Below are 23,640 nucleotides of genomic sequence, written 5' to 3' on the forward strand. Positions count from 1 at the left end.
TACTCTGGCTCTTGTTTCTGTTCTTGCATTTGACTGAACAGTTAATCGCTATTTCGTTCATTGGGTAAATCACTGCTATATTCGACGAACTCTATTTCAAAACCATCAGGGTCAATAAAGTAGGCATTTTTTCTGTAAGGGTGAGTATTGCTGCCTGAGTCGACATTAAACCCAGCTGCATTCATCCGTGTTACCAAGTGATCTAAGTTATTTACGACATAGGCAAAATGAGCTAACCCCACTTGATATCCGCTTAAGTCTCGTCCTTTAGTGGTGCCATGGTCGCTGAGTGCAATGTAATTGTTATCGTCACCCAAATGTAGCCAATTTCTGGGTTGACCGTTCCAGTCACCAGCCCCAGAACATCTGACTCTCCAATGTGGAAAGGCGGCTTGGTAAAACGCCAAAGCACGGGGTAAATCACTGACAACTAAATTGATATGTTCTAAATGCATGGGTTGTCCTTATTTATTTTTCATTGTTGAAACAATGAGATGTTGTAGCTTTTGCATAAAGCTCGATGTATTGTCGTTTAGTCGCTTGATGTTATTCATTGATTTTTCCTTGGGTTAATTTAATGCTTAGGGTCACTTTAATACCTCAAGTTAACTTAAGGTAAAGTGCTAATTTTGTGTGTAGATGGTGAAAAGTGAAATAAGGTAGGGATATGCTGATTTTTGTGGGTCTAGTACTAATTGTTGCTTGGTGTATTGCAATGATAGATACAGTCGGTGCTTTATTTGGCCAGTGGAGTGTGGTTGGTGATGGTCGACACTTAGTATTTGGCTTTGAAATAACGACGTTAATGTTATTGCTGTTTGTAAGTGTGATGATAAGGCGTTGGGTTTATTTGCAGTCGGATAGTAAAAAACTGCGTAAAATTGCAAACTTTAGCTTAGCCTCGTTGAGTTTATGTATGGTAGGAGATGTGATTAACTTTAACCTTCGAGAGCAATTTTATCATCATGGTGAAATCATTAAGCATGATTACCTTGCTGATTCTGTTTGGTTTTTTGCTCCTGGGTACGTATTGTTAATAATGGCAGTTTTTTCCGCGATAAATCATTTTGAAGCATTAAGTAGACAAAAAACTCAAGAAAGTGTAATCCATAGCCATTCTGATTTATATCATATAGGCCATCATTTTAAATTGTACATATTGGCTATTGTTGCAATCGTGGTAGGTGGAAGCGCTTTTATGTCCATGTATTTACCCGAAACAGGTTTATATATCTCGGTGCTAACTGCTTTACATTCGATTGTTATTACAGCTGTGGCGGTCAGTGCAATGATGATGATTTATTCAGTCGGTGTAAAAAACATGTCGACTGGTTTATGGTGTGTGGTGTGTGGCTTATTGCTCGCGGCATTAGCAGATGCAATTATCGGTCAATATTGGATTTATGGTGCACAGGGAGAGGGTTTTTTTCCACAAGTTAGATATATCAATTGGGCAATTTACATTACCTCGCAGTGTTTAGTCATATTACTTCCCTATTATGTAGTTCAGCATACAAAAAAAGCGATAAATACGGTGTAAAATTTCAGCTGAAAGCGGGAAAAGAATGGCTGGTATGAAGCTAGCAACTTGTAATTCGTTGATGTTAAACATACATTGAAGAATGAAAACACGGACTCGGGTGCGGGCAGTACATCATTGAGGAAGTTCGCAATCGTTGAGGGTATTGTGGCTTTTAGAAAGGCTGAGTGTGTAACTGCGGAGTGAATTTTTGATATTTAAGTGCGGCTTAATAAACCGGTTACGCAGAGTGAACAAACGCTAGCAAAGCCAAAACAGTTGGCCGAAGCATTAGTTAGCACAGTGGATATTGTGTTGGGTTACTGGTTGGAAACAGCTGTTGTCAGAGCTGAATTCGGTGACCGATATTCACGTATAAAGCGCGATATGGATGATATATCAAAGGGTTTGATATCAGCGGGCATTCGAAAAAGGCTCTTTTGCACCAATAGCCTGTTAAAACCCATAAGAAAAGTATAACGAATTATTAGATATTAATAGATTGAGTTTTTTGAGAACTCGTTTGGAAAAATACGGGGAATGATTGTGAATATAGATTTTCGCTCAGATACAGTGACAAGACCATGTAAAGCAATGAAAAAAGCCATGTTTGACGCAGAGCTGGGGGATGATGTTTATGGAGATGACCCTACTGTTAATGCGTTAGAGGTATACGCCGCTAAACGTCACGGCTTTGAGGCTGCATTGTTTTCTAGCTCTGGTACACAAGCTAATCTTTTGGCACTGATGGCTCATTGTGAGCGAGGTGATGAGTATTTATGTGGGCAAAATGCGCACAATTACAAATATGAGGCCGGTGGTGCCGCCGTATTAGGCTCTATTCAGCCGCAACCGATTGAAAATGAAGCTGATGGCAGCCTATGTTTTAATAAGCTATCCAGCGCGATTAAGGCTGACGATTTTCATTTTGCACGAACAAAGGTGTTGAGTTTGGAAAATACCATTGGCGGTAAAGTTTTAAGCCTTGATTATTTGAAACAAGCACAAGAGTTTTGTCAACAAAACCAGCTCATCCTACATTTAGATGGGGCGCGAGTGTACAATGCAGCGACTGCTTTAAAAGTTGATATTAAAGAAATTAGTCAGCATTTTGATTCAATGACCGTGTGTTTATCAAAAGGACTAGGTGCACCAATAGGGTCCGTGTTATTGGGTAATAAAACATTTATTGCTAAAGCTCGACGAATTAGAAAGATGCTTGGGGGCGGTATGCGCCAGGCTGGTATCTTGGCGGCTGCGGGTCAGTTTGCATTGATGAATAACGTTGAGCGGTTGATTGAAGATCACGACAATGCAGGGTATTTGGCACGTGAAATTAATGGTATTTCGGGTTTAAGCACTGAAGCTTATAAAGTAGAAACAAATATTGTTTATGTTGATGTTGCAGCGCATGTTGACATGAATTTTGTAACGCAGTCGCTCGCTGACCAAGGGATTTTGATAACTTCAGCATACATAGGCATGCGACTTGTTACGCATAAGGACATTACACGAGAAGATATTGATACATTGATAACACATCTTAAAAAATATCTAACTTGATTTAGACATAATACGCAGGGTTGTGTTAATTCGATATGAGTTGTGATAGTCGCACGAGTTGGGAGCAAATCCCCAAAGCGTGCGACTCAGTTGTATTTTCCGTCGTTAGACGGCACACCGACTGCCGCATACATAGAGGTCGAAGACTTACATCATTGAAATATTATTGGTGTTTGTTCACCTGCCAATCATTGTGTGTTAAATATGTTTTCCCTGCTGAAATAGCGCCTGTCTCTAAGGTAGTCGCCATGGTATCATTCCAGCGGTTTAAATAACCAAAGAGTGAAATAACACCTAAAATTTCAACAATTTCGCCTTCATCCCAGTACTTTTTCAATTCAGCTTCAATAATATTATCAACAGCATTAGGCACACTGGATGCGGCGAGTGCGAATTCAAAAGCGGCTTTCTCTGCACTTGTATACAGCTCACTTTCTCGGAATTGCCAAATATTATTTAGTCGCTCTTCTGAACCACCGTAGCGCTTTGCGGCTAATATTGTGTGTGCCTCACAGTATCTACAACCTGTATTGGCACTGGTGATATAGCCAATAAGTCGTTTTTGTTCAGCAGTGACTCTGCCGCCGTTTTCCATTACGGCCATATTCAAGGTGATAAATGCTTTTGCAATAGCGGGGCGAATTTGCATGGTTAAAACACTGTTTGGGCAAAACCCTAGCGTTTCATTAAAAAACTTAGCTAACTCACGCACTTCTTGGTTTTCATCTTGTGAAAGGGGGGTAACTAACGCCATAATAAGATCCTGTTTTGTTTTTATGTTGCATATGCAACATAAATAGTAAAGTGTCTTGGTGATTTTGTCTAGCAAAGTTACAGTGTGAGTAATTTTGGTGTAAAAGGGTTTTAAATGAGCAATAAAATGCGAAAAGCGGCATTTACATTAAATGCAGGTATTACAAAGCCATATGATTTATATAATCACTTACCGTATCGAGTTGCAGTGGCAAGTAATTTGTTGGCCATTGATAGAGATGCTGCTATTAAACAGTTTACTGAATTAGAAACGCGAGAGATAAGAGTACTTTTGAATATTGGCTCTTATGGACCGATTAATGCTGCAGATATTGCCTATCAATCTAGGTTAGATCCTTACTCGGTTAATCGAGCAATTAATTGCTTATTAAAATTACACTATTTAGATGAAGAGAAAAAAACGGAAAATCAACGATCTAAATTGGTTAAATTAAGTGACTTAGGCACTGATGTTTATAAAAAAATCACTTGTTACCTTGAACAAAGAACAACCCGTTTAACAGCCAATTTAACCAGCGAAGAGCAAATGACGCTATTACTGCTATTAGAAAAACTGGAGCTGCAAGCAGAACAAGTTTTGGCTGACACTGCAAAAGACATCGAAGCACAAGGAAAAACCATTACCAGAGATCAAAAAGAGGTGATCCGTTGGCACAAAAGAACCACCTCATGATGTGTAGTGATTAAAGGGTATCAACCCGATCTATTAGCACGTTTCTTCGTTGTATATAGCATTGACCTGACTTTATAACTAATTGGTCTTCATAACGGCCGTTAAAGACTTTCATAGGCTGAGTGCGGTCTTCAAGGCTAGTGAGATATAAAATAAAATGAGACTGAGCAGTGAGACTATTTTTTGAACTAGGTGTAATATTCATACTGGTGATCATATGAATACTTTTCTTTGTGATAAGGGCGCTTCTGACACGGTTAGCAATGGCGTCACTTCCTTGTAATGAGATATTTAATTTTGGTACCGAAAAGGTCGCATCCTCTGTGAACAGTGCTTGATAATCACGCACTGGGCCTTTATCTCTGTGCTGGGGGTACTTCATGAGTACGTCTTCACAGAGTGTGACACTTATGTCTTTTTGACTAATTTGGCATCCACCCAGCACTATGGCTAAGGAACATATGAATAAAGTTCTAAGCATGACTTTCCTTACAGTTAAATATGGAATATCAACGAATTATATCGCCAATACAGATCAGAATATCGTAAAAGAATAGATGAAATGTGAAATATCATCATATTTTAAAATGGAATAAGGCTATCGTTTCTAAGTCGATGAGAAAGGGAACATCATATTTTAGATTGCTGGCAGGACATATGGTTAAGTCTACGGTATATTACTAATCTATCTAATTTATAATAAAAAGAGTAAAGGAATATGAAAAAGCTTATTCTTACCAGCTTTATATCGTCAAGTATCGTATTAGCGCTTACGGGCTGTGGGAGTTCTACCGTTTCTCACACTGTATCAAAAGCAAATGATAGCGTGACTGCGGTTGCACCTCCTATTGCGAAAAAAATAGCACATGAGACTAAAATTCATGGCTATGTGATGCAAGATAATTACCATTGGTTACGAGATGATTCTCGCAGTGATCCAAAAGTACTTGCTCATTTAGAGCGTGAGAATACTTATAGTGATTCAATCTTAAATTCGACACAAGCACTACAAAATACACTATTCAATGAAATAAAAAGCCGCATGGTTAAGGATAAGCGTTCAGTACCGGTGAAAGACGGTAAATTCTTCTATTTTACAGAAACACTCGGTGAGCAAGAGTACCCATCACTCTATAGAAGTGACAACGTGTCGGGAAAGGGTGCGAAGTTACTGTTTGATATGAACATACATGCGCAAGGTCACAATTATTATAATATAGCGGACTTTTCAATCAGCACAAATGGTGACCTATTGGCCTATTCAGAAGATACGTTAAGCCGGCGTATCTATACGATTCGGGTAAAAAACTTGGTGACTGGTAATACACTTAGCGACGAACTTATCGGTGTCCAGGGTGGGGTTGTGTGGGGCAATGATGATAAAACGCTCTACTATGTGAAAAAAGATCCCGTTTCGTTACTTGGTACTCAGGTATTCAGGCATACTCTCGGTACACCGCAAAGCGCAGATGAGTTGGTATATAATGAAAAAGACAATACTTATTATACGTATATAAGTAAAAGTAAGGGTGGGGAGTATGTATACATTCACCATTCAAGCACTGAATCTAAAGGTGTATCAATTATTGATGCGAACAATGCCAAAGCACAGCCTCAGCGCTTCATTGAGAGAGAGAAAGGGCTTGAGTATAGTATTGCAAAATTAAAAGACTGGTTTTATATATCGACGAACTTAAATGCAGTCAATTTTAAGTTAATGAAGGTACATGAGAGTCAGTATTCAAATAAAGCGAATTGGCAAACCGTTATTCAACATGATAGCAAAGAAAAGTTTGAAGACTTTGCGCTTTTCGATTCCCACTTAGTATATAAAACCCGAAAAATGGGCCAAGCCTATATTACTATTCGGGATTTGGCGTCAGGCAAAGAACATCCGTTAGAATTTAATGATCCTGCCTATTTAGTTAATTTAACGGGTAACAAAGAACTGGGTAACGGTGCTGTGCGGATCAGTTACTCTAGTATGACTACCCCCAAAACGACGTTTGAAATAGACCTGAATACTTATACGAAAGCGATACTCAAAGAAGCAAAAATTTTAGGTGACTTTAATGCCGATAATTATGCATCGGAGCGAATATTTGTTACCGCTCGCGATGGTAAAAAAGTACCTGTTTCTCTGGTGTATAGGAAAGAGTTGTTTAAAAAAGATGGTACCAATCCGATATTACAGTACGCTTATGGATCATATGGCTATACGCGTGACGCAAGTTTTTCTAACTCTAAACTGAGTTTGCTCGACCGTGGTTTTGTCTATGCCATTGCCCATATCAGAGGGTCGCAAATGCTCGGTAGACAGTGGTATGAGGATGGCAAAAAGTTAAATAAAAAGAATACCTTTAACGATTTTATTGATGTAACTCGTGCGTTAGTTAAGCAAGGTTATGCAGATAAAGATAGAGTATATGCCCAAGGTGGAAGCGCTGGAGGGTTACTCATGGGGGCGGTGGTCAACCAAGCACCAGAGCTTTATCATGGGGTACATGCTGCGGTACCTTTTGTAGATGTCATTAATACAATGTTAGACGAAACCTTACCGCTAACGACGAATGAGTATGATGAATGGGGAAATCCAAATGAGAAAGTATACTTTGATTATATGCGGAGTTATTCTCCATATGATCAAGTGAAAACTCAAGACTATCCAAATATGCTCGTTACTACGGGTCTACACGACTCACAGGTACAATACTTCGAGCCGGCTAAATGGGTTGCGAAATTACGAGAGAAGAAAACAGATAGCAATAAATTACTGTTTAAAGTTGATATGCAAGCAGGCCATGGTGGGGCGTCAGGTCGTTATAACAGCATTAAGGACCGAGCATTGCATTATGCCTTCTTTGTAGAGTTGGCAAACGGTCGGTTATAACTTGGGTATGAAGAGCTTAGCGTTGTGTGCCTAAGCTCTTCATTAAACAATTCATATCAGCCGATAGCTTAAAAATATGTGCGATATCTATTACATGTACCTTAGTGATATGAACAAATTCATGTTTTGAGACACTATAACCAATAATAAATGATGAATATTTAAGTTCTATATTTAATACATTTGTACTTTATCTAGTAAAGAAAGCACTCTGGTTGAGCGATTAACAGGTCTACACTTTTTTCGGTCAAGTCTTACAGACCTCCCGAGTCAACTACAGTATGTTAGTATGAGTGGGTTACCTTAAATTTTTTAATAGATATGGATATCTGGATTTAATATGAAATGGATAGTGTTTTTTATACTGAGTGTGATAACTGCGCATCAGGCCCTTGCTTCGAATGCGCGTTTCACACCATCAACGTGTGAAAAGCTCGCCTATAAAAGAGCGATTTTAATCACACAAATCGACAAAAGTAGCCCGCAAAGTAAGCAATTCTCAGTGCAAGAGCAACGTATTTTTGTGCTTCTACAGCGTCATTGTAGTCATAGTAATGCCAATAGTGAATTGCGTCTGGCTTTGCCAGATGATGAATTACTCGCTTCACCAATTGATGGAATGACCTATGCGGGGAAAATGTTTTCAAACGATAAAAAACAACGCCAGTGGCAAAAGTTTTATTCAATACCCAGTCGGTGCAAAGTGAAGAACTCGAGTTTGGATGACTTTGTTTGGTGTAGTAACAATAAAGGCAAACAAAAAAGGTTATTTGAATTGTATTTGCTTAATGATGAAGATCTGGCGGTTAGTACAAATGGCTATTCTTTAGTTGCAGCAAAGATAAGTAACCAATGATATCATTGAGTTCCATCCATATGTGCTTTGTCGCAATTTATTTGTATTGTCATAGATTTAGCGTAAAACCTCATATCATAATTAATGTTTAAAGTGTGAGAGCCTTACATGTGGTACTTGACTAGATTCATACTATGTATGAGTTTGTTTTTGTCATTTATATTATCAGCACAGCAGCAATCTGTTGTTCTTATATCTTTAGACGGGTTTCGTTGGGATTATATTGAACAGCACGATGCCAAAGGGCTGAAAAAGATAGCGCAACAAGGTGTCCAGGTAAACAAAATGTGGCCTGTGTATCCAAGTAAAACATTTCCTAATCATATTTCGATTATTACAGGGCTGCGGCCGGTCAATCATGGCATTATCGACAACAAGTTTTGCGATAAAAATCGTAACGAATGTTATAAAATGGGATCTGGAAAGGACGACAGTACCTGGTTTAATGGCATCCCACTTTGGAATTTAGCGCGCATGCAGGGGCTAAAATCAGCCACTTACTTTTGGCCTGAATCGGACGCTAGATTTAATGGCATGGTGCCAAACTACTACTATCACTATTCACAACAAAGTGACTATCAGGCACGCATTGATCAAATCATTCAATGGCTTACTCTAGAAGAAGGTATACGACCACACTTTGTGGCAGGTTATTTTTCGTTGGTAGATTCTATCGGTCATGACTTTGGCCCAAATAGTACGCAAGTCTATGATGCCGTTCAACAAGTTGATAAGTTAATCACAGATTTACAGCTACGTATTTCTCAGCTCGCTCACCCCGTAAATCTAGTTATAGTATCTGATCATGGTATGACGGAGGTTGATGTCAGCCAACAAATAGATTTAGCACATCTTAGTATCCCTAAAGAGTGGGTGGTTAAAAATACGGGACCTAGAGCGTTAATCTATGCAAAACAAGCGTCCGCAAAAGATGTGCAAAATATTAAAAAGTTGCTCACTATAGAATCTAAAGGGCGCTTTTCTATATTGGATAAACACACACTCATGAAACGCCATTATGTGGGCTCACCAAGGATACCCGATATTATTTTAGAAACATCACCACCAAAGGTGTTTAGTGAACATAACAATGTAACTTATAAAGGTACGCATGGATATGTTGATACTGATGACATGGCAGCTATTTTTATTGCACAAGGGCCTGCTTTTAAATCCGGAATGAAAATTAGTGAAATGGAAAATTTGGAAGTCTACCCAATCATAGCTGAAATATTGGGTTTAAAATTGATGAATAAAATAGACAGTAATGGAGATGTACTTCGTAAAGCAGTGAAGTGAGTTATTTTTTCTTAGGCTTTCGGGGCATTACTCGCGAGCCTAGTGCATAAACGACGTAAACAAGGATCAGTGAGTTTCCTAAAACTAGTAAGTCTTTTTCGTCTACAAAAATCCACAATGCGGCGAGTAAAATAAAGGCGATGGTAAAGTGTGAAACTAGGGGGTTAACCTTTTTATCTTTCATTTAAATAAGCACTCCTTTACATAAACTCTTTTACCGAGATTATACATTGGACGACTATATTAAGCGACTATTCCCATGTGTTTCCATGAGCATAGTGAGATTAATCCTTGCCTTTAGTAATAAATCAACCCTTTAGTATGAGGGTGTTGCACTGTTGTTTTGATACGGCATAAAATGATAGACGAAAAAGTTAGATAAAGTGCTGGTGACAAGTGGTATTAATTGCTGTTATTAACAAGGAAAGGATATGTTGGGCAGTTTCAATTTAACAAAACAAATTGATTTAAAAAGGTTAATTTTTTTATTGGCTTTCTTTAGTATGGTGGTTTCGTTAGGTAATTCTCTATACGCCACATTTAAAGTACAAAAGTCATTACTTATTAATGATACTTTGGAATCAAACCGTGTCTATGCGGCGAAGCTAGCCGAAATCACAGAGTTATTTTTACAATCGGTCATTACGCAACTACAGTTCAGTGCTCAACAAATAGGGACTAATTTTTCTAGCGCATCGCTGCGGCAAAATGAGTTGTATCGATTGCACCGGCAAACATCAAGTTTTAATTCTGTTGTGGTGGTCGATAGCACAGGAAAAGTATTATCTTCAGAGCCTAGTACTCTTAATGTAAAAGGCTTTGTGGTAAAGGAGGGGCAAGGTGCTATGCCATTAACGACACAAGAAGTTTATATTTCTAAGCCGTTTATTTCTCCTGCGGGTAATTTAATCATTAGTGTGTCTTATCCTATAACAGCGAGCGACGGGGGTTATTTAGGATTCATTGCAGCAAGCATTTATTTGCAGGGTGACAATATTCTTAATCGATTGCTCGGCGAACACCACTATAACGATGGGTCATATTTATATGTTGTCGATCAAAATAGGCAGTTAATTTATCATGTAGATTCAAGTCAAGTGGGTAATACGATAGCGAGTAATGCGGTCATAGAACATGTGATGTCTGGATATTCAGGCGTTATGGCATTGCGTAATAGTGAGAATAGAGAGGTGTTGAGTGGTTATGCAGCTGTGCCTGTATCGGGGTGGGGTATTGTGGCGCAAAGATCAACGGACGCGACGCTTTCTCAACTAAATAGTACATTGCTGAATGTGGTAAAAAGCACCTTGCCAATCACGGTTATTATGTTAATGCTAATCTTGTTACTGGGTTCAAAAATAGCAAAGCCGTTGTGGCAATTGGCGGTGGGTGTGAAGGCTATGGATAGATATGCGAAATCTGATGTTCAAGCAATTAACGCGTGGTACTTTGAGGCAGAGCACTTAAAGCAAGCGATTGTTTCAGGTACGGAGTTAGTTGGAAAAACAATTCAAGAATATGATTTGGATAGACAAAAAGATCCGTTAACGCAACTTTTAAATCGCCGTGGTATGCTAGCAAAAATTGAGCATTGTAAAGACTCAGGAGTGCCTTTTTCAATGATTGCGTTAGATATCGATCATTTTAAGCGCATTAATGACCATTTTGGTCATGATGTAGGCGATCATGTAATACGTAGTATTGCAGAACTTATGCTGATTGGTGCGAGAGAAGAAGACATTATTTGTAGAACCGGAGGCGAAGAATTTTCGATTTTTTTACCTGATGTCAACCTTAATCAAGCTTACTCTATTGCTGAAAGGTTAAGGTTACAAGTTCATCATCATACATTTATGCCTGTAGAGCAGGTTAACATTTCACTTGGCGTAGCACATTGGCCAAGTTCTGCAAGTGAGCTGTCTCAAGTCATAAAGCAAGCGGATAAAGCGTTGTATAAAGCAAAACACACTGGCAGAAATAAAACTGAAGTTGATGATATTGACGGTTTTAGCAGAACGCCCAAAGCGAGTTAATATTGGGCGTCTAGAGAAAGGAGTTAGCTCCCACAACGAAAACTGAGGTTGATGAGGTAGGGCTTTCCTAATGAATGCTCTGCACTGGCACCGGCAATAGACGCAATGGCACCAGCATCATCAACATAACCATCCCCTAATACCCATAACCAAGTTCCAGCATTGGTGATTATTTCAGCCGTAGATTTATCACTCAAAAACTCATGCTCTGTTTTCTCACCTTGATATGTTACTGATTCATTGAGGACAAACATCGATTGTTTATCTTGTTTACAAAAATGCGTTGCTTGGTCAAGCGCTTCTTTTACACCTTGACCTCGCTCAGATGATTTAATAATGACGTAGTGCTGATTATCAGAACTAGGACGAACGTCATCATGATGTGCACACGCTGATAATAAAGATGTTAGGCCAACAGCTACTAATAGGTTTTTCATTGTTTATTCCCCTTGAATTTATGATGTCATTATTGTGCTTATCCTGCATCTACACCAGTAAGAAACTGTTAAAAACTGCGAAGAACATTGAGTAGAGTTTAACAATATAGACTCTGTGTGGCGCAAATATACGTATGTTTAACGAGAGTAAGTGAAAACAGTTTTTAAAGTGGGTATTATGTTGCTATTAAGGGGTCGCATAGTGCGGTGTCAAAAATTTAGGAGTACATATGGGTCGAACGCTCAAAGTCCCTCATACCTTGATCCTGTTGTTAGGTATGATGGTGATTGCTTTAATGGCTACGTGGATAGTGCCGCAAGGTTTCTTTGAAACGAGTTTGTCAGATTCTGGACGACAAATGGTTGTCTCTGGGACTTACCAGGTAATTGAGAATAAAACCTACTTAACGCCATGGGATTTGTTGACTGCAATTCCTCGAGCATTTGCTGCTGCGCAAGATGTTATTTTTTTCGTTTTGATAGTGGGTGGTGTTTTAGCTATTGCTAGAGCGACTGGTACGGTAGATGCACTGATCGGTCGACTCTTAGAAAAGTATGGTTCACGCCCCCAAAAGCTGATTTTTATGGTGGTGTTTTGCTTTGCGATGGCCTCAAGTAGCATCGGAACCGCGGGAGAATATATTCCTTTTGTGCTGATACTGGTTGCCCTGTGTAAAGCAATGAGATTAGATGCCATGACGGCTGTAGGTATGATTGTTGCTGGGTATGGTATTGGCTATGGCGTTTCCGCATTTAATCCGTTTACCGTACTGATTGCGCAACAGATTGCAGAGATCCCAGTCTATTCGGGCATTTGGCTTAGGCTCGCTATTTTTATTCCTTTTGTATTAATTGGTTTTCATCATGTGTGGCAATATGCGCAAAAAGTGAAGCAGGACCCAAGTAATTCAATGATGATCGGTGTTGCATGCCCATTAGATGGGCAAGTACAACCAAGTTACCCTAAATTAGAGACTAGGCACCAAGTCATTTTAGGGAGCTTTTTAATTACTCTGACAGTTGCAGTGTGGGGTATTGCTACCAAAGGTTGGTATTTGTATGAGCTCGGTGGTGTCTTTATTGCTTGGGGGGCGGTGATCGCAATATTAGGCAAGCTATCAGCAGATGAAACTGCAGAACGCTTTATTGAAGGGGTATCGGATTTAGTTACTACCGCCATCTTAATAGGCGTGGCTCGAGGTATTGCGCTTATTTTAGAAGATGGGCAAATCCTTCATACATTAGTGCATAGTATGTCACTACCACTGTCCTATGTAAGCGCAGAAATTTCCGCAGTGGGTATGCTGGTTATTCAAACAATATTGAATACTTTCATACCATCAGGTTCAGGTCAGGCGTATGTGACTATGCCACTGATGGTTCCATTGGGTGATTTAGTGGGAGTTCCACGCCAAGTTGCTGTTTTGGCTTATCAGTTTGGTGATGGTTTCTCAAATATGATTATTCCGACTAATGCGGTATTAATGGGGATCATCGGTATGGCCGGCGTGCCATATGCACATTGGTTCAGATTCTGTTTGCCATTATTGCTTAAGCTGATGGTTGCCGCTTCTGTGGTATTGGTACTTGCGGTTTATTTTGGCTATGGGTTAGATGTACAGCCAATGATCGAACCTTAAAAGTAAACAGTAAAAAGCCACATATGGACTATGCGTCCCTATGTGGCTTTTTTGTGTCTGTTAGGTCAATCCATTGCATATTTTATTGATCTACATTGATGTTAGAGGTAGTTTATTGAATTACTATGCCAATAATTTTTTGTATTTGCTTAAAAACAATAAAGTTGTGATGAAATGGTGAATGTGTCTTTTAGTCAGTTTTATAATTTAGCGAGCAGCGAAGCAAGATATGAACTTGCTTTGAGTATGCTTTATCAACGGTTTGGGGCCGCACATTGTTTCATTGGCAAGTTTGTGAGCAGTGATACACAGGTTAAAACGGTGTTTTATACTATTGATGGATGCCAAGCAGAAAATATTGTTTACGACTTAGAAGGCACGCCGTGTAAAGACGCTAAAGGTAGTGACTCTATTTGTGCGATTAACTGTAATTTACAAAGCCTTTATCGTCATGATGACATACTAAAAGTACTGAATATTGATAGTTATTTGGGTATTACATTGCGTGCTTTAGACCATACGCCTATAGGCATAATGGTGTGTATGTTTAATTCGCCGACGCAAGTTAGTCATGCTGAGCAAGCATGGTTTAAAGAGCTTAGCCATATCGTCGGGGCCGAACTTAATCACAACTTAGCATTATCTTCACGGGACTTACTCTTGAAGCAATTAGCGAAAGGCGAGCGAATTGCTAAGTTGAGTTCTTGGACATGGCGTATTCATCAAAACAAACATTGGTTTAGCGCAGAGATGGCGCGTTTGCTCAAGCACCATAATCCGAATATCACCTTGAATGTCTTTTTATCTCACTTGGAAATACTCGATGAACAAAAGTTACGTCATTTGTTGGTTAAAATTGGTGATAATAAATTAGATACGTTTGATATCAATGTCTCCCACAAAAAGCGTTCAGAATTGAAAGGGTTATTGAGAATTATTGGCCGTGTTGAATGGGATGAAGACAGCCAAGAGCGCGTATTTAGCGCAACGGTACAAGATGTGTCGTATATTTCAGCATTAAACCGTCAGCTTGAGTTAACAAATGTGGTATTTGAGCATGCGACGGAAGCCATTATGATCACTGATAAAAACAACAAAATCATTATGGTGAATCGAGCATTTGAACGCTTAACGGGTTATACCGGACATGAGTTGTTAGGGAGAGATCCGGTTGTTTTATCATCAGGACAACAAGATAAGCGGTTTTATCAATTGATGTGGAACCAACTGAGTAAGGAAGGTATGTGGAAAGGGGAGATCTATAACCGTAGGAAAAACGGTCAAATTTTCCCCGAAGAGCTCACGTTAAGTGTTGTGAAAGATGAAGAAGGGTTTGTATGCAACTATGTTGCAATTTTTAGAGACATCACACAATGGAAACGTAACGAAGCCCAGCTTACTTTTTATGCCAATCATGAGCCCTTAACGGGTTTGCAAAATAGACGCAGTTTTATGGGGACGCTCGAAGCTAAGATTTCGGACTCTCGGGCACAACAAACAAGCTGTGCTTTATTGTTTATAGGATTAGATCGTTTCAAAGAGGTTAATGACGTGTTTGGTCCTGAAACAGGCGATAAAGTGTTGCTTTCTGTCGCTAAAAGGTTGAAGAATGCGCTGCGTAGTCAAGACACAATCAGTCGATATGGTGGAGATGAATTTGCGATTTTATTAGACAGCGGTGACGATGACAGCACCATGCTGATAGCCGAAAAGCTGAGTAAAAAATTGAGTTTGCCCTATGTATTTAATGATTTAACTATAGAAATTACAGCAAGTACCGGCGTAGCAATATTACCAAACGATAAGCAAATTACGGCGGCAAATTTACTTCGAAACGCAGCACATGCATTAGGTAGTGCCAAAAAAAACCGAGTAGGAAGTATTGCGCTGCATAATGCGGCTATTCAAAATGCCTACCTAAATAAAATTAAGTTAAGAGATAAACTTAAAGATGCATTGAAGCATAAATTGTTGACTGTGCATTATCAGCCTATTGTTGATGCGAGAACGGGAAACATCCGAAAATTTGAAGCACTTATTCGTTGGTTTGATGATGAGTATGGCATTGTTTCTCCAGGGCGTTTTATTCCGATTGCTGAAGAGTTTGGTATGATCCATAACATTGGCCAATTTGTTTTGGAACAAAGCTGCCATGATTTATCTTTAATGCATCATGCGGGTTTTACAGATGTATCAATTTCAATTAACCGTTCCGTGAATGAATTTAAAAGCACGAATAATCAAGTGGCGTTAATTAGTGAGGCGATAGAAAAAGCTAAGTTACCCTATCATGCCATTACAATTGAAGTAACAGAATCTATGGCAACGAATAAATATACTTGGCATGTACTGAGTGAACTCAGAGCAAAGGGGGTAAAAGTTGCGTTAGATGATTTTTGTACGGGCTATTCTTCGTTAAGTAACTTAATCGAAAACCAAGTTGATTATGTCAAAATTGACAAGTCTTTTGTTGATAGCTTAGTTGCAGATACTTCAAAACAAGCAATGATTAAATGCCTTATCGAATTGAGCACGCAGTTAGATATTCGAGTGATTGCAGAAGGTGTGGAGCAAGCGGTACAGCTTAAAATGTTACAGCAGTTTGGGTGCCATAATATTCAAGGTTTTTACTATAGTCCTGCAAAACCATTGAATGAGTGTTTAGAGATGTTAGAAGCACCCGCAGACACGGCTATTTACGCAGAAAGAGTCAGTATATTTTAATCGGTCTTAGGGCGTTTTTGCGCGCCAACGATTGACGCGCAAAACATTTAAAGCATCGGCTTTATCACATCAAAGAGTGCATCGATATGATCATCTCGGTCGTTTAAAGCAGGAATGTATCGATAGCTTTTCCCACCTGCATGCTCAAAAATCTCTCGGTTTTCTTCTTCTAATTCTTCCAATGTTTCCAAGCAATCAGCACTAAATGCAGGGCTGACAATGGCAATATCGTGTATGCCTTGCGCAGGGAAGTTGGTGAGGGTCTCATCAGTATAAGGCTTTAGCCACTCAGCTTTACCAAAACGACTTTGAAAGGTGGTCATAACGAGATCTTTATCTAGCCCTAACGCTTTTATAACCAGACTGGTCGTTTGGTGGCATAGGCAATGATATGGGTCGCCATTGGTAAGAAATTGCTTAGGCATTCCATGATAAGAAAATACGAGCTTTTGCGGCGTACCGTGTTTTTCGAGATCTTCCGCTATCGATGCGGCCAATGCGGAAATATATTTTGGTGTTTTATGATACCCATTAATAAAATGTAATTCTGGTACCCAGCGCCACTTTTTTAATACCGCGGCCACGGCGTCAAACGTTGATCCAGTCGTGGGGCTAGAGTATTGCGGGTATAGCGGTAAAACAATGATCCGTGTTAACCCCTTATCTCGCAATAGTTCGAGGCCTGACTCAATGGAAGGGTTGCCATAACGCATCGCCATCACTACTTCAGTGTTTTCGTAGCCTTGTTGTTTTATCAAAAGTGACAATTTTTCAGTTTGTTGGGCTGAAATATGAATAAGGGGAGAACCATTTTCCGTCCAAATAGACTCATAAGCTTTTGCTGATTTTTTCGGGCGAACACGCAAAATAATACCATGCAGAATCATCAGCCAGATTAAGCGAGGTATTTCTACAATACGGGGGTCTGATAAAAACTCAGCTAAATAGACCCGTAGAGCTTTCGCTGTAGGGGCATCAGGGCTACCCAAGTTCGTAACTAAGATCCCTGTTTTTTGATTAAATCTTTGATCGTGTGGATTGTCAGTAACGGCTGAGAAACGGGACACATAGAGCTCCTTGAGCATATTATTAATGCAGATTTGAGAGTGTAATAGATAGGTACTTAAGTTAAAAACTTATCTGGTTATAATTTTACAAGATATTTGATACGTACGTAACTGAAAACTCGATCTATTCTAATACAAAATAAAAAGCGATAATATATTATTCATTCTTTTGTCTTATTTTCAAAACAATTCAGCTTTTCTCGCTTGCAAGCCTGCCTTGATACACGTAATCTCTCGACACTTTTTTGTATTTGATAATGATTACTTTCCCTATGTGAGGAGGGATCAGCTAAGCATCAAATGCACTGTTGAAATTTTAGCCTAAAGGGGATTTATGCGTCTGAATCAACCTGTCACAAATAATGAGAAAACATTTGCAAACAATACTAAGCTTATTTCCGTTACAGACTTACAAGGGAATATCGTTGACTGTAATGATGAGTTTGTTTCTGTCAGTGGTTTTACTCGGCAGGAATTAATTGGGCAGCCCCATAATTTAGTGAGGCACCCAGATATGCCTGAACTTGCATTTCAAACGATGTGGCAGCAGTTGAAATCAGGCAAGCCCTGGATGGGATTGGTTAAAAACAGGTGCAAAAATGGGGATTTTTATTGGGTTGATGCTTATGTAACTCCGGTAACCGAAAATGGTCAAGTTGTTGGCTATGAGTCGGTCAGGACCTTGCCTGACAGAGCGATGATCCAGCGTGCTGAGCAGTTATATCGCACAATTAATAATGGGAATAATACGTCATTAAAGCTGCCTAAACTAAGGGCTATTTGGCCCCTATTTATGGTCATATCAGCAGTATTGATCTGGTTCTTTTTATCTGAAACAGTGGCGTTTACATGGCTTATTGTTAATGCACTAGGGCTGAGTTCTTATAATTTATGGCGTGATAATGAGCAGCTATCTAGATTGGAGAAAACGCTTGCACATAGTTTCTGTGATGACGTCGCTACACGAATATATTCTACCTGGGAAGGTCAAATGGCAAAGATCCAGGTCCGTTTGTTGAGCGAGAAAGCACACTTGAATACAGTCATTACGCGGATAGAGTATTCGGCAAAGGATGTATCAAATGGAGCAAATAGTGCATTGTACGGTGCCACTGAGTCATATGAGAAATTGCAGCAGCAGCAGTTGGAAACGGAACAAGTTGCTACAGCAATGAATGAGATGAGTACGACAATTAATGACGTTTCTAGCCATGTTCAATCTACGGCCCATGAAGCGCAACGCTCTTTATTATTGGCCAATGATAGTGCAAAGCTGAGTGTGGCTACCAAGCAAGCAATTATTGAGCTGGGAAATACCGTATGTTTAATTCGTGATTCCGTGCTGGGTGTGTCAAAGCAAACTGCACGTATTGCAGATGTTGCGCAAATCATTGACCAGATCGCAGAGCAGACTAATCTACTGGCATTAAATGCCGCGATAGAAGCAGCGCGTGCTGGTGAGCAAGGTCGCGGATTTGCAGTAGTGGCAGATGAAGTGAGACATTTAGCTCAACGCACACAACAGTCAACTCAGGAAATTCATACAATAATTCAACAGTTAACTGATAGTACGCAAAATTCCGTAGATATTGCGGAGCGAGGTCAGAAGGAGTCCCAATTTGGTATCGAGCAATTAGAAGAAAGTACGCTAATGCTGGAAAGGATCAATGGTGCCATTGAGAAAATAAATGATATGTCTATGCAAATAGCAACGTCAGTTGAAGAGCAAGCCGCGGTATCAGATGACATAAACCAACAGGTTGTCAACATTGCGTCACTCGCGAATGTAAGCTTAGACAGCGCAGAACATGTGAAAGCCGTGAGTAAAAATCTAACGGTAGTCGCAAATGATATGTATGAGCTTGTTGTACGCTTTAAACGTTAATCATCTTTTATCATAATTCTAAAAGGTGTGGGTTTTTGCGTTTCCAGTTGCTGTAGCTTATTTATTGATTTTTCAGTAAATTGATGGCCTTTAGGTAACAACATGATGCCCTTGTGGCTATGAATGGCAAGTCCGAGGATCATACCTGGTTTTAATTGTTTTGAGGTAAGAATATCCATAGATTTGACGGTGTCAGATTGGGTATTCTTTTTATCTTTTAGTGTGGCTTCTAGTGCCGAAACCACTTTTGGATGATAAAAATTACCACTATACATTTTGATTAACTCTAGTGCGTCGGTATATCGTTGTTCCTGTGGCTTTTGACTGAGACTGATATTTTGCCAATAATCACGAGCAACGGATAAAATATGAGCACAGATTGGAATGTCGCTGCCTTTAAGACCTTTGGGGATACCGTTACCATTGTATTTTTCAAACTGGTGGTATATTGCTTCCGCAACCTCACTTAAATGTTGGGCTGGCATTAGCATGAGCTGTGCTGTGGCTGGGTGAGTATAAAATAACTTTCTCTGTTTTTCATTGAGCTCGGTCGGGGGCACCTTATATAAAGCAGGATCCATTGCGAGTAGCCCAACTTGTGCTAAATACCCCGCCATATTGGCCATTTCTATTAATTTATCACTTAATTTGAGAAACTGAGCGATATGCAAGCATGTTGTGGCAATGTTTTTGGCAAGTTGTGCATCTAGATTTGGATTTGCGTTGATGAAATTGTACAACAGCTCAACGGTGGCTTTATGGTCGGTTTTTTCATGTTCATTGGCTACTTCAAGTTGCTTTAACACCTGCCGAATTTGTTTTGTTCTTTTATCTACCAACAGCTCAAGAGAGTCATTTAATTCTTTAAGCTTACTGTTTTGTTCAACAATCTGTTTTTGTAACGTTAGGTTGTGTTTTTTGAGTCTGTATTTCTCAATTGCTTGTTCGATAAGATAGACTAACCTTTGGTTTTGCCAGGGTTTTTTCACGTAAGCATGAATTTCTCCCTGATTAACGGCGTTGACCGTTGATATGAGATCTGAGTACCCAGTTAATAGAATGCGCTGGGTATCGGGGGCGATGACTTTGGCTTTTTCTAAAAATTCAGCCCCATTCATATTTGGCATACGCATATCGCTAATGATCAGTGCGAAATCTTGTTTTTTGAGGGCAGCCAGTGCCTCAGTGCCTTCGGTAAAAGGCACTGCTTGTAATTTATGATGGCGAAGTAGGCGAACGAGTGCACGCAAAACACTAGGCTCATCGTCAAGGCACATTATTTGTACAGGGAACTTAGTTCTTTTTTCAAAATCTTCCATTTAAAAACAGCGCATTAGATGAGTATGTATGTTGATAAATTTAGACTAAGCTGTAGGTATAAACAAATACTTTATCGCTGTGGATGAAATGAATGGCTGATAATTCGCTGAATATACTGCTAATTGATGATGATGAACTTCTGTTAAGGGCGTTGTCTCGGACGCTACGACGCCTGTATAAGGAGGCAACTGTCAGTTGCTTGCAGTTTCCAGAAGAGTTTATTAATTGTATCGAAAGTAATGGCACACCAGATGTCATATTCTGTGATTCAATGATGCCTATTTTGTGTGGAGCGCAGGTATTAGAGCGTGCAAAAGAAGTTTGTCCAGCCGCCATTAGGTGTTTACTGAGTGGTGATTTGAATGACAATTACAAATGGCAAATAAACAATACGATACATTTTCATTTGGTTAAACCGTTCACACAAACTCACTTAACGGAGGTGTTAGACAGTGCCGTAATATTACAGGGACTCCCTATTACATCCTCGACACGGGCAATACTAGGGCAATTGTCTGATTTACCATATTTGAGTACGGTGGCTCATAGTATGTTGAAAGAGCTGCAAAATAACGAGCCTAATTTTGAGGTGTTAGCTAAACAGATCAGTCATGACCCTATTATGTCTGGTAAAGTGCTACAAGTCGCTAACTCGGCTTTTATAGGCTTTAATAATCATACCACCGACTTTAGGCAAGCCATTATTCGTATTGGTTTAAATGGGTTGAAAGCAATCGTTGTATGTTGTGAGTTATCACAGCAATTATTGAATAGTACAGGGCAAGAAGCATTAAATCAGTTGGTTAACAAGGCTTTTCAAAAAGCGAATATGGCACAATTACTTGCAAAAATGTTGCACCAAGATACACAAACACAGCTATTGTCATTTGCTGTGGCGCTTTTAAGTGGTGTCGGTGAATTGACCTATTTTTGTGTCGTTCAGGATTCAAAAGATAAAAGCAGAGTGTCTAAATACACATTAACTGCTTATCTACTAGCATTATGGGGATTTGAAGAGGCGATAGTGAGAGCGCAACTAATTGATGAACTCCCAGCAGAGCAAGAGATATCATTGACTTTAATACATAGAGTGGTTGATCAAGTATATAGTAAGCAGGCATTTGATTTAAATAAAGCTGAATATGATTTACTGGATGAACTTGGGTTATTACAAATAGCTCAGAACTGGTTTTTTGAGTGGCAGAAAACTCATAAGGAGGCTTTGTGAAAGGCGTTATTTTTAGAGGGTTAGAGTCGTTAGTAATAGAAAAGTGTGGCATGGCTGCTTGGGAAAGCTTACTCGAAAAAAACGCGCCTGATGACAGGGTGTATGTTTCTGCAAAAAGTTACCCGGATGAAGAGCTTGTCGGGCTAGCGCAAGATGTGGCAGTGGCTTTGTCATTGCCATTACAGGATGTATTAAAAGCGTTTGGCGAGTATTTATTTGGTTATTTGTTACAAAAGCATCCTACAATTGTAGATACATTTGATGGCTTCAGTTCTTTGATCATGGGGATTGACTCAGTGATTCATGTTGAAGTGGCAAAACTATATCAAGAGCCAAATTTGCCAAAAATAGAATGCGAATTGGTGCGTGAAGGTTTTATCTTGATGCAATATTATTCAAAACGAAAATTATGCTTATGTGCCGAGGGCCTGGTTTATGGTGCGGCTGCGCACTACAGTATTGATGTTACATTAGATCACGTTGAGTGTATGCATCAAGGGGCTGATGCATGCGTGATTGAAGTTAGGTATGAGAGTACAAATATATGAGTGATGATACGCATAATTATAAAAAAGCATATTTAAGGGAAAAGGCGGCCCGTGATGAATTAGAAAGCTTATTGGAAGATAAAACACGTGCGTTGTTTAACACTAATCAAGCGCTTGAAGAAAAAATAGATCAATTACAGAATCAACAAGCCATCCTTATGCAAACTGAGAAAATGGCAACACTAGGGACTTTGTCTGCCGGTGTAGCTCATGAGATAAATAACCCTTTGGCGTATGCAACCAGTAACTTAGAGAGTATTCGATACTTAACACCCACTTTGGTGTCGTTAATTAAACTGGCGCAACAAATTATGGCTCAAACAGTTTCTGAGCAGCAGGTAAAGGAAGTATTGATTCAATTGGATCAAGAGCAAAGCTTTAACTTTGTATTAGAAGACTTAGATGAACTGTTAGATGATACACATGAAGGATTACAGCGGATAAGCGCCATAGTGAACAATTTATTAAGCTTTGCTAGGCCAAAGAATAACCTCATGGCGATGGCTGATCTCACCGAATCTTTAGATGGTGCACTGAAGTTATTAACGAATCAACTGAAGAACTGTAAAGTGACATGCAATACAGATCCTTTACCCCTTAGCTATTTTAACTTGGCGGCAACGAATCAAATATTTGTCAATTTGCTGTTGAACGCTAAGTACGCATGTGATCTTGTTGAGGGGCAATATGCACAAATTAACGTGGAGGTTTCATCTGACACCGAAAATATTTATGTGGAGGTTTCTGACAACGGCTGTGGTATGGATGAAAATACGGTAAATCGTATTTTTGAACCCTTTTTTACCACCAAACCAGTCGGTGAAGGTACAGGGATGGGAATGGCGATAGTGTATGGCATCGTAAAAGAACACCGAGGTGAGATCCAAGTACAGAGTAAACTTAATGAAGGCACTCGTGTTTTGTGCCGCTTTCCTATCGCAGAAGATCCACAAGACGTATTGGCGTAATGTCATTCACATTGTGGTGTTCACAGGTTTCATTTTTAAATCACGCTTTTCAGCATAACTATTTCTCAGAAGTTGTGTATCAAACTCTTTAATGTATCGCTTTATTTCTATCCAGCTAAGTTTGTTGAAATATAAATGGCCTATTTCCTACCTCGGAAGCCTACTTTTTTGTACCTGAATGTATATAGAAGACTCGATTGAAACTTGTTTTTGTTA

General features: G+C 39.4%; 21 protein-coding genes. 14 read left to right on the forward strand and 7 right to left on the reverse strand.

Annotated elements, in window-relative coordinates; genetic code table 11:
* Positions 1-41 precede the first annotated feature (41 nt).
* Positions 42-455 carry a VOC family protein gene (locus PAUR_RS21510; protein ID WP_192509766.1) on the reverse strand — a complete coding sequence of 138 codons (414 nt, stop codon included), beginning with the start codon at positions 453-455 and terminating at the stop codon, positions 42-44.
* A gap of 212 nt (positions 456-667) precedes the next feature.
* Here PAUR_RS21510 and PAUR_RS21515 point away from each other — a divergent pair, with 212 nt between their 5' ends.
* From PAUR_RS21515 to ltaE, 3 genes are all read left to right on the forward strand, one after another.
* Positions 668-1,540, forward strand: a complete 873-nt coding sequence (locus tag PAUR_RS21515; protein WP_192509767.1) for a hypothetical protein — start codon at positions 668-670, stop codon at positions 1,538-1,540.
* 201 nt (positions 1,541-1,741) lie between these two features.
* Entirely contained in the window at positions 1,742-1,999 is a 258-nt protein-coding gene (locus PAUR_RS21520; protein ID WP_192509768.1) for a hypothetical protein, read from the forward strand.
* A gap of 114 nt (positions 2,000-2,113) precedes the next feature.
* Positions 2,114-3,082, forward strand: coding sequence for a low-specificity L-threonine aldolase (gene ltaE / locus PAUR_RS21525; protein WP_225738597.1), 969 nt, complete (start codon positions 2,114-2,116; stop codon positions 3,080-3,082).
* 163 nt (positions 3,083-3,245) lie between these two features.
* On the opposite strand, the gene PAUR_RS21530 is transcribed toward ltaE, so the two are convergent.
* Positions 3,246-3,836, reverse strand: coding sequence for a carboxymuconolactone decarboxylase family protein (locus PAUR_RS21530; protein ID WP_192509770.1), 591 nt, complete (start codon positions 3,834-3,836; stop codon positions 3,246-3,248).
* A gap of 114 nt (positions 3,837-3,950) precedes the next feature.
* Here PAUR_RS21530 and PAUR_RS21535 point away from each other — a divergent pair, with 114 nt between their 5' ends.
* Positions 3,951-4,529, forward strand: a complete 579-nt coding sequence (locus PAUR_RS21535; RefSeq protein WP_192509771.1) for a MarR family transcriptional regulator — start codon at positions 3,951-3,953, stop codon at positions 4,527-4,529.
* A gap of 10 nt (positions 4,530-4,539) precedes the next feature.
* Here PAUR_RS21535 and PAUR_RS21540 read toward each other — a convergent pair whose 3' ends face one another.
* Positions 4,540-5,010: a nuclear transport factor 2 family protein gene (locus PAUR_RS21540; RefSeq protein WP_192509772.1), complete on the reverse strand. Its 471-nt coding sequence runs from the start codon at positions 5,008-5,010 to the stop codon at positions 4,540-4,542.
* 237 nt (positions 5,011-5,247) lie between these two features.
* On the opposite strand from PAUR_RS21540, the gene PAUR_RS21545 reads away from it, so the two are divergent.
* The 3 genes from PAUR_RS21545 to PAUR_RS21555 all read left to right on the forward strand — a co-directional run bounded on the left by PAUR_RS21545 (position 5,248) and on the right by PAUR_RS21555 (position 9,574).
* Positions 5,248-7,419: a S9 family peptidase gene (locus PAUR_RS21545; protein WP_192509773.1), complete on the forward strand. Its 2,172-nt coding sequence runs from the start codon at positions 5,248-5,250 to the stop codon at positions 7,417-7,419.
* Positions 7,420-7,759: 340 nt separating this feature from the next.
* Positions 7,760-8,275, forward strand: coding sequence for a hypothetical protein (locus PAUR_RS21550; protein ID WP_192509774.1), 516 nt, complete (start codon positions 7,760-7,762; stop codon positions 8,273-8,275).
* Positions 8,276-8,383: 108 nt separating this feature from the next.
* Positions 8,384-9,574: an alkaline phosphatase family protein gene (locus PAUR_RS21555; protein WP_192509775.1), complete on the forward strand. Its 1,191-nt coding sequence runs from the start codon at positions 8,384-8,386 to the stop codon at positions 9,572-9,574.
* A 1-nt stretch (position 9,575) separates the two neighbouring features.
* On the opposite strand, the gene PAUR_RS21560 is transcribed toward PAUR_RS21555, so the two are convergent.
* Positions 9,576-9,758: a hypothetical protein gene (locus tag PAUR_RS21560; protein ID WP_192509776.1), complete on the reverse strand. Its 183-nt coding sequence runs from the start codon at positions 9,756-9,758 to the stop codon at positions 9,576-9,578.
* A 247-nt stretch (positions 9,759-10,005) separates the two neighbouring features.
* Between PAUR_RS21560 and PAUR_RS21565 the strand changes: the two genes are divergently transcribed.
* On the forward strand, positions 10,006-11,607 hold the full coding sequence (locus PAUR_RS21565; RefSeq protein WP_192509777.1) for a sensor domain-containing diguanylate cyclase: 1,602 nt from the start codon (positions 10,006-10,008) through the stop codon (positions 11,605-11,607).
* A 23-nt stretch (positions 11,608-11,630) separates the two neighbouring features.
* Here the strand turns inward: PAUR_RS21565 and PAUR_RS21570 are convergent, their stop codons facing one another.
* Positions 11,631-12,044 carry a hypothetical protein gene (locus PAUR_RS21570; protein WP_192509778.1) on the reverse strand — a complete coding sequence of 138 codons (414 nt, stop codon included), beginning with the start codon at positions 12,042-12,044 and terminating at the stop codon, positions 11,631-11,633.
* Between the two features lie 230 nt (positions 12,045-12,274).
* Here PAUR_RS21570 and PAUR_RS21575 point away from each other — a divergent pair, with 230 nt between their 5' ends.
* Together PAUR_RS21575 and PAUR_RS21580 are read left to right on the forward strand one after the other, a co-directional pair.
* Entirely contained in the window at positions 12,275-13,684 is a 1,410-nt protein-coding gene (locus tag PAUR_RS21575) for a YfcC family protein (RefSeq protein WP_192509779.1), read from the forward strand.
* A 174-nt stretch (positions 13,685-13,858) separates the two neighbouring features.
* Positions 13,859-16,408, forward strand: a complete 2,550-nt coding sequence (locus PAUR_RS21580; protein WP_225738543.1) for a putative bifunctional diguanylate cyclase/phosphodiesterase — start codon at positions 13,859-13,861, stop codon at positions 16,406-16,408.
* A gap of 47 nt (positions 16,409-16,455) precedes the next feature.
* Here the strand turns inward: PAUR_RS21580 and hemH are convergent, their stop codons facing one another.
* Positions 16,456-17,475 (reverse strand): ferrochelatase, encoded by a 1,020-nt coding sequence (hemH, locus tag PAUR_RS21585; RefSeq protein ID WP_192509780.1) that lies wholly within the window; start codon positions 17,473-17,475, stop codon positions 16,456-16,458.
* Positions 17,476-17,809: 334 nt separating this feature from the next.
* On the opposite strand from hemH, the gene PAUR_RS21590 reads away from it, so the two are divergent.
* On the forward strand, positions 17,810-19,360 hold the full coding sequence (locus PAUR_RS21590) for a methyl-accepting chemotaxis protein (RefSeq protein ID WP_192509781.1): 1,551 nt from the start codon (positions 17,810-17,812) through the stop codon (positions 19,358-19,360).
* Here the strand turns inward: PAUR_RS21590 and PAUR_RS21595 are convergent.
* Positions 19,357-20,679, reverse strand: a complete 1,323-nt coding sequence (locus PAUR_RS21595) for an HD domain-containing phosphohydrolase (RefSeq protein ID WP_192509782.1) — start codon at positions 20,677-20,679, stop codon at positions 19,357-19,359. The two genes, PAUR_RS21590 and PAUR_RS21595, sit on opposite strands and share 4 nt — an antisense overlap.
* A gap of 92 nt (positions 20,680-20,771) precedes the next feature.
* Between PAUR_RS21595 and PAUR_RS21600 the strand changes: the two genes are divergently transcribed.
* Genes PAUR_RS21600 through PAUR_RS21610 form a run of 3 tightly spaced genes read left to right on the forward strand, consistent with a single transcriptional unit; the run spans position 20,772 to position 23,424 of the window.
* Positions 20,772-21,908 carry an HDOD domain-containing protein gene (locus tag PAUR_RS21600; protein WP_192509783.1) on the forward strand — a complete coding sequence of 379 codons (1,137 nt, stop codon included), beginning with the start codon at positions 20,772-20,774 and terminating at the stop codon, positions 21,906-21,908.
* Complete coding sequence (locus tag PAUR_RS21605) at positions 21,905-22,456, forward strand: heme NO-binding domain-containing protein (protein ID WP_192509784.1); 552 nt, start codon at positions 21,905-21,907, stop codon at positions 22,454-22,456. Before PAUR_RS21600 ends, PAUR_RS21605 begins: the two co-directional genes overlap by 4 nt.
* On the forward strand, positions 22,453-23,424 hold the full coding sequence (locus PAUR_RS21610) for a sensor histidine kinase (protein ID WP_192509785.1): 972 nt from the start codon (positions 22,453-22,455) through the stop codon (positions 23,422-23,424). Before PAUR_RS21605 ends, PAUR_RS21610 begins: the two co-directional genes overlap by 4 nt.
* Positions 23,425-23,640 lie beyond the last annotated feature (216 nt).

The sequence above is a fragment of the Pseudoalteromonas aurantia 208 genome (genome assembly GCF_014858725.1).
GTDB classification, from domain to species: domain Bacteria; phylum Pseudomonadota; class Gammaproteobacteria; order Enterobacterales; family Alteromonadaceae; genus Pseudoalteromonas; species Pseudoalteromonas aurantia.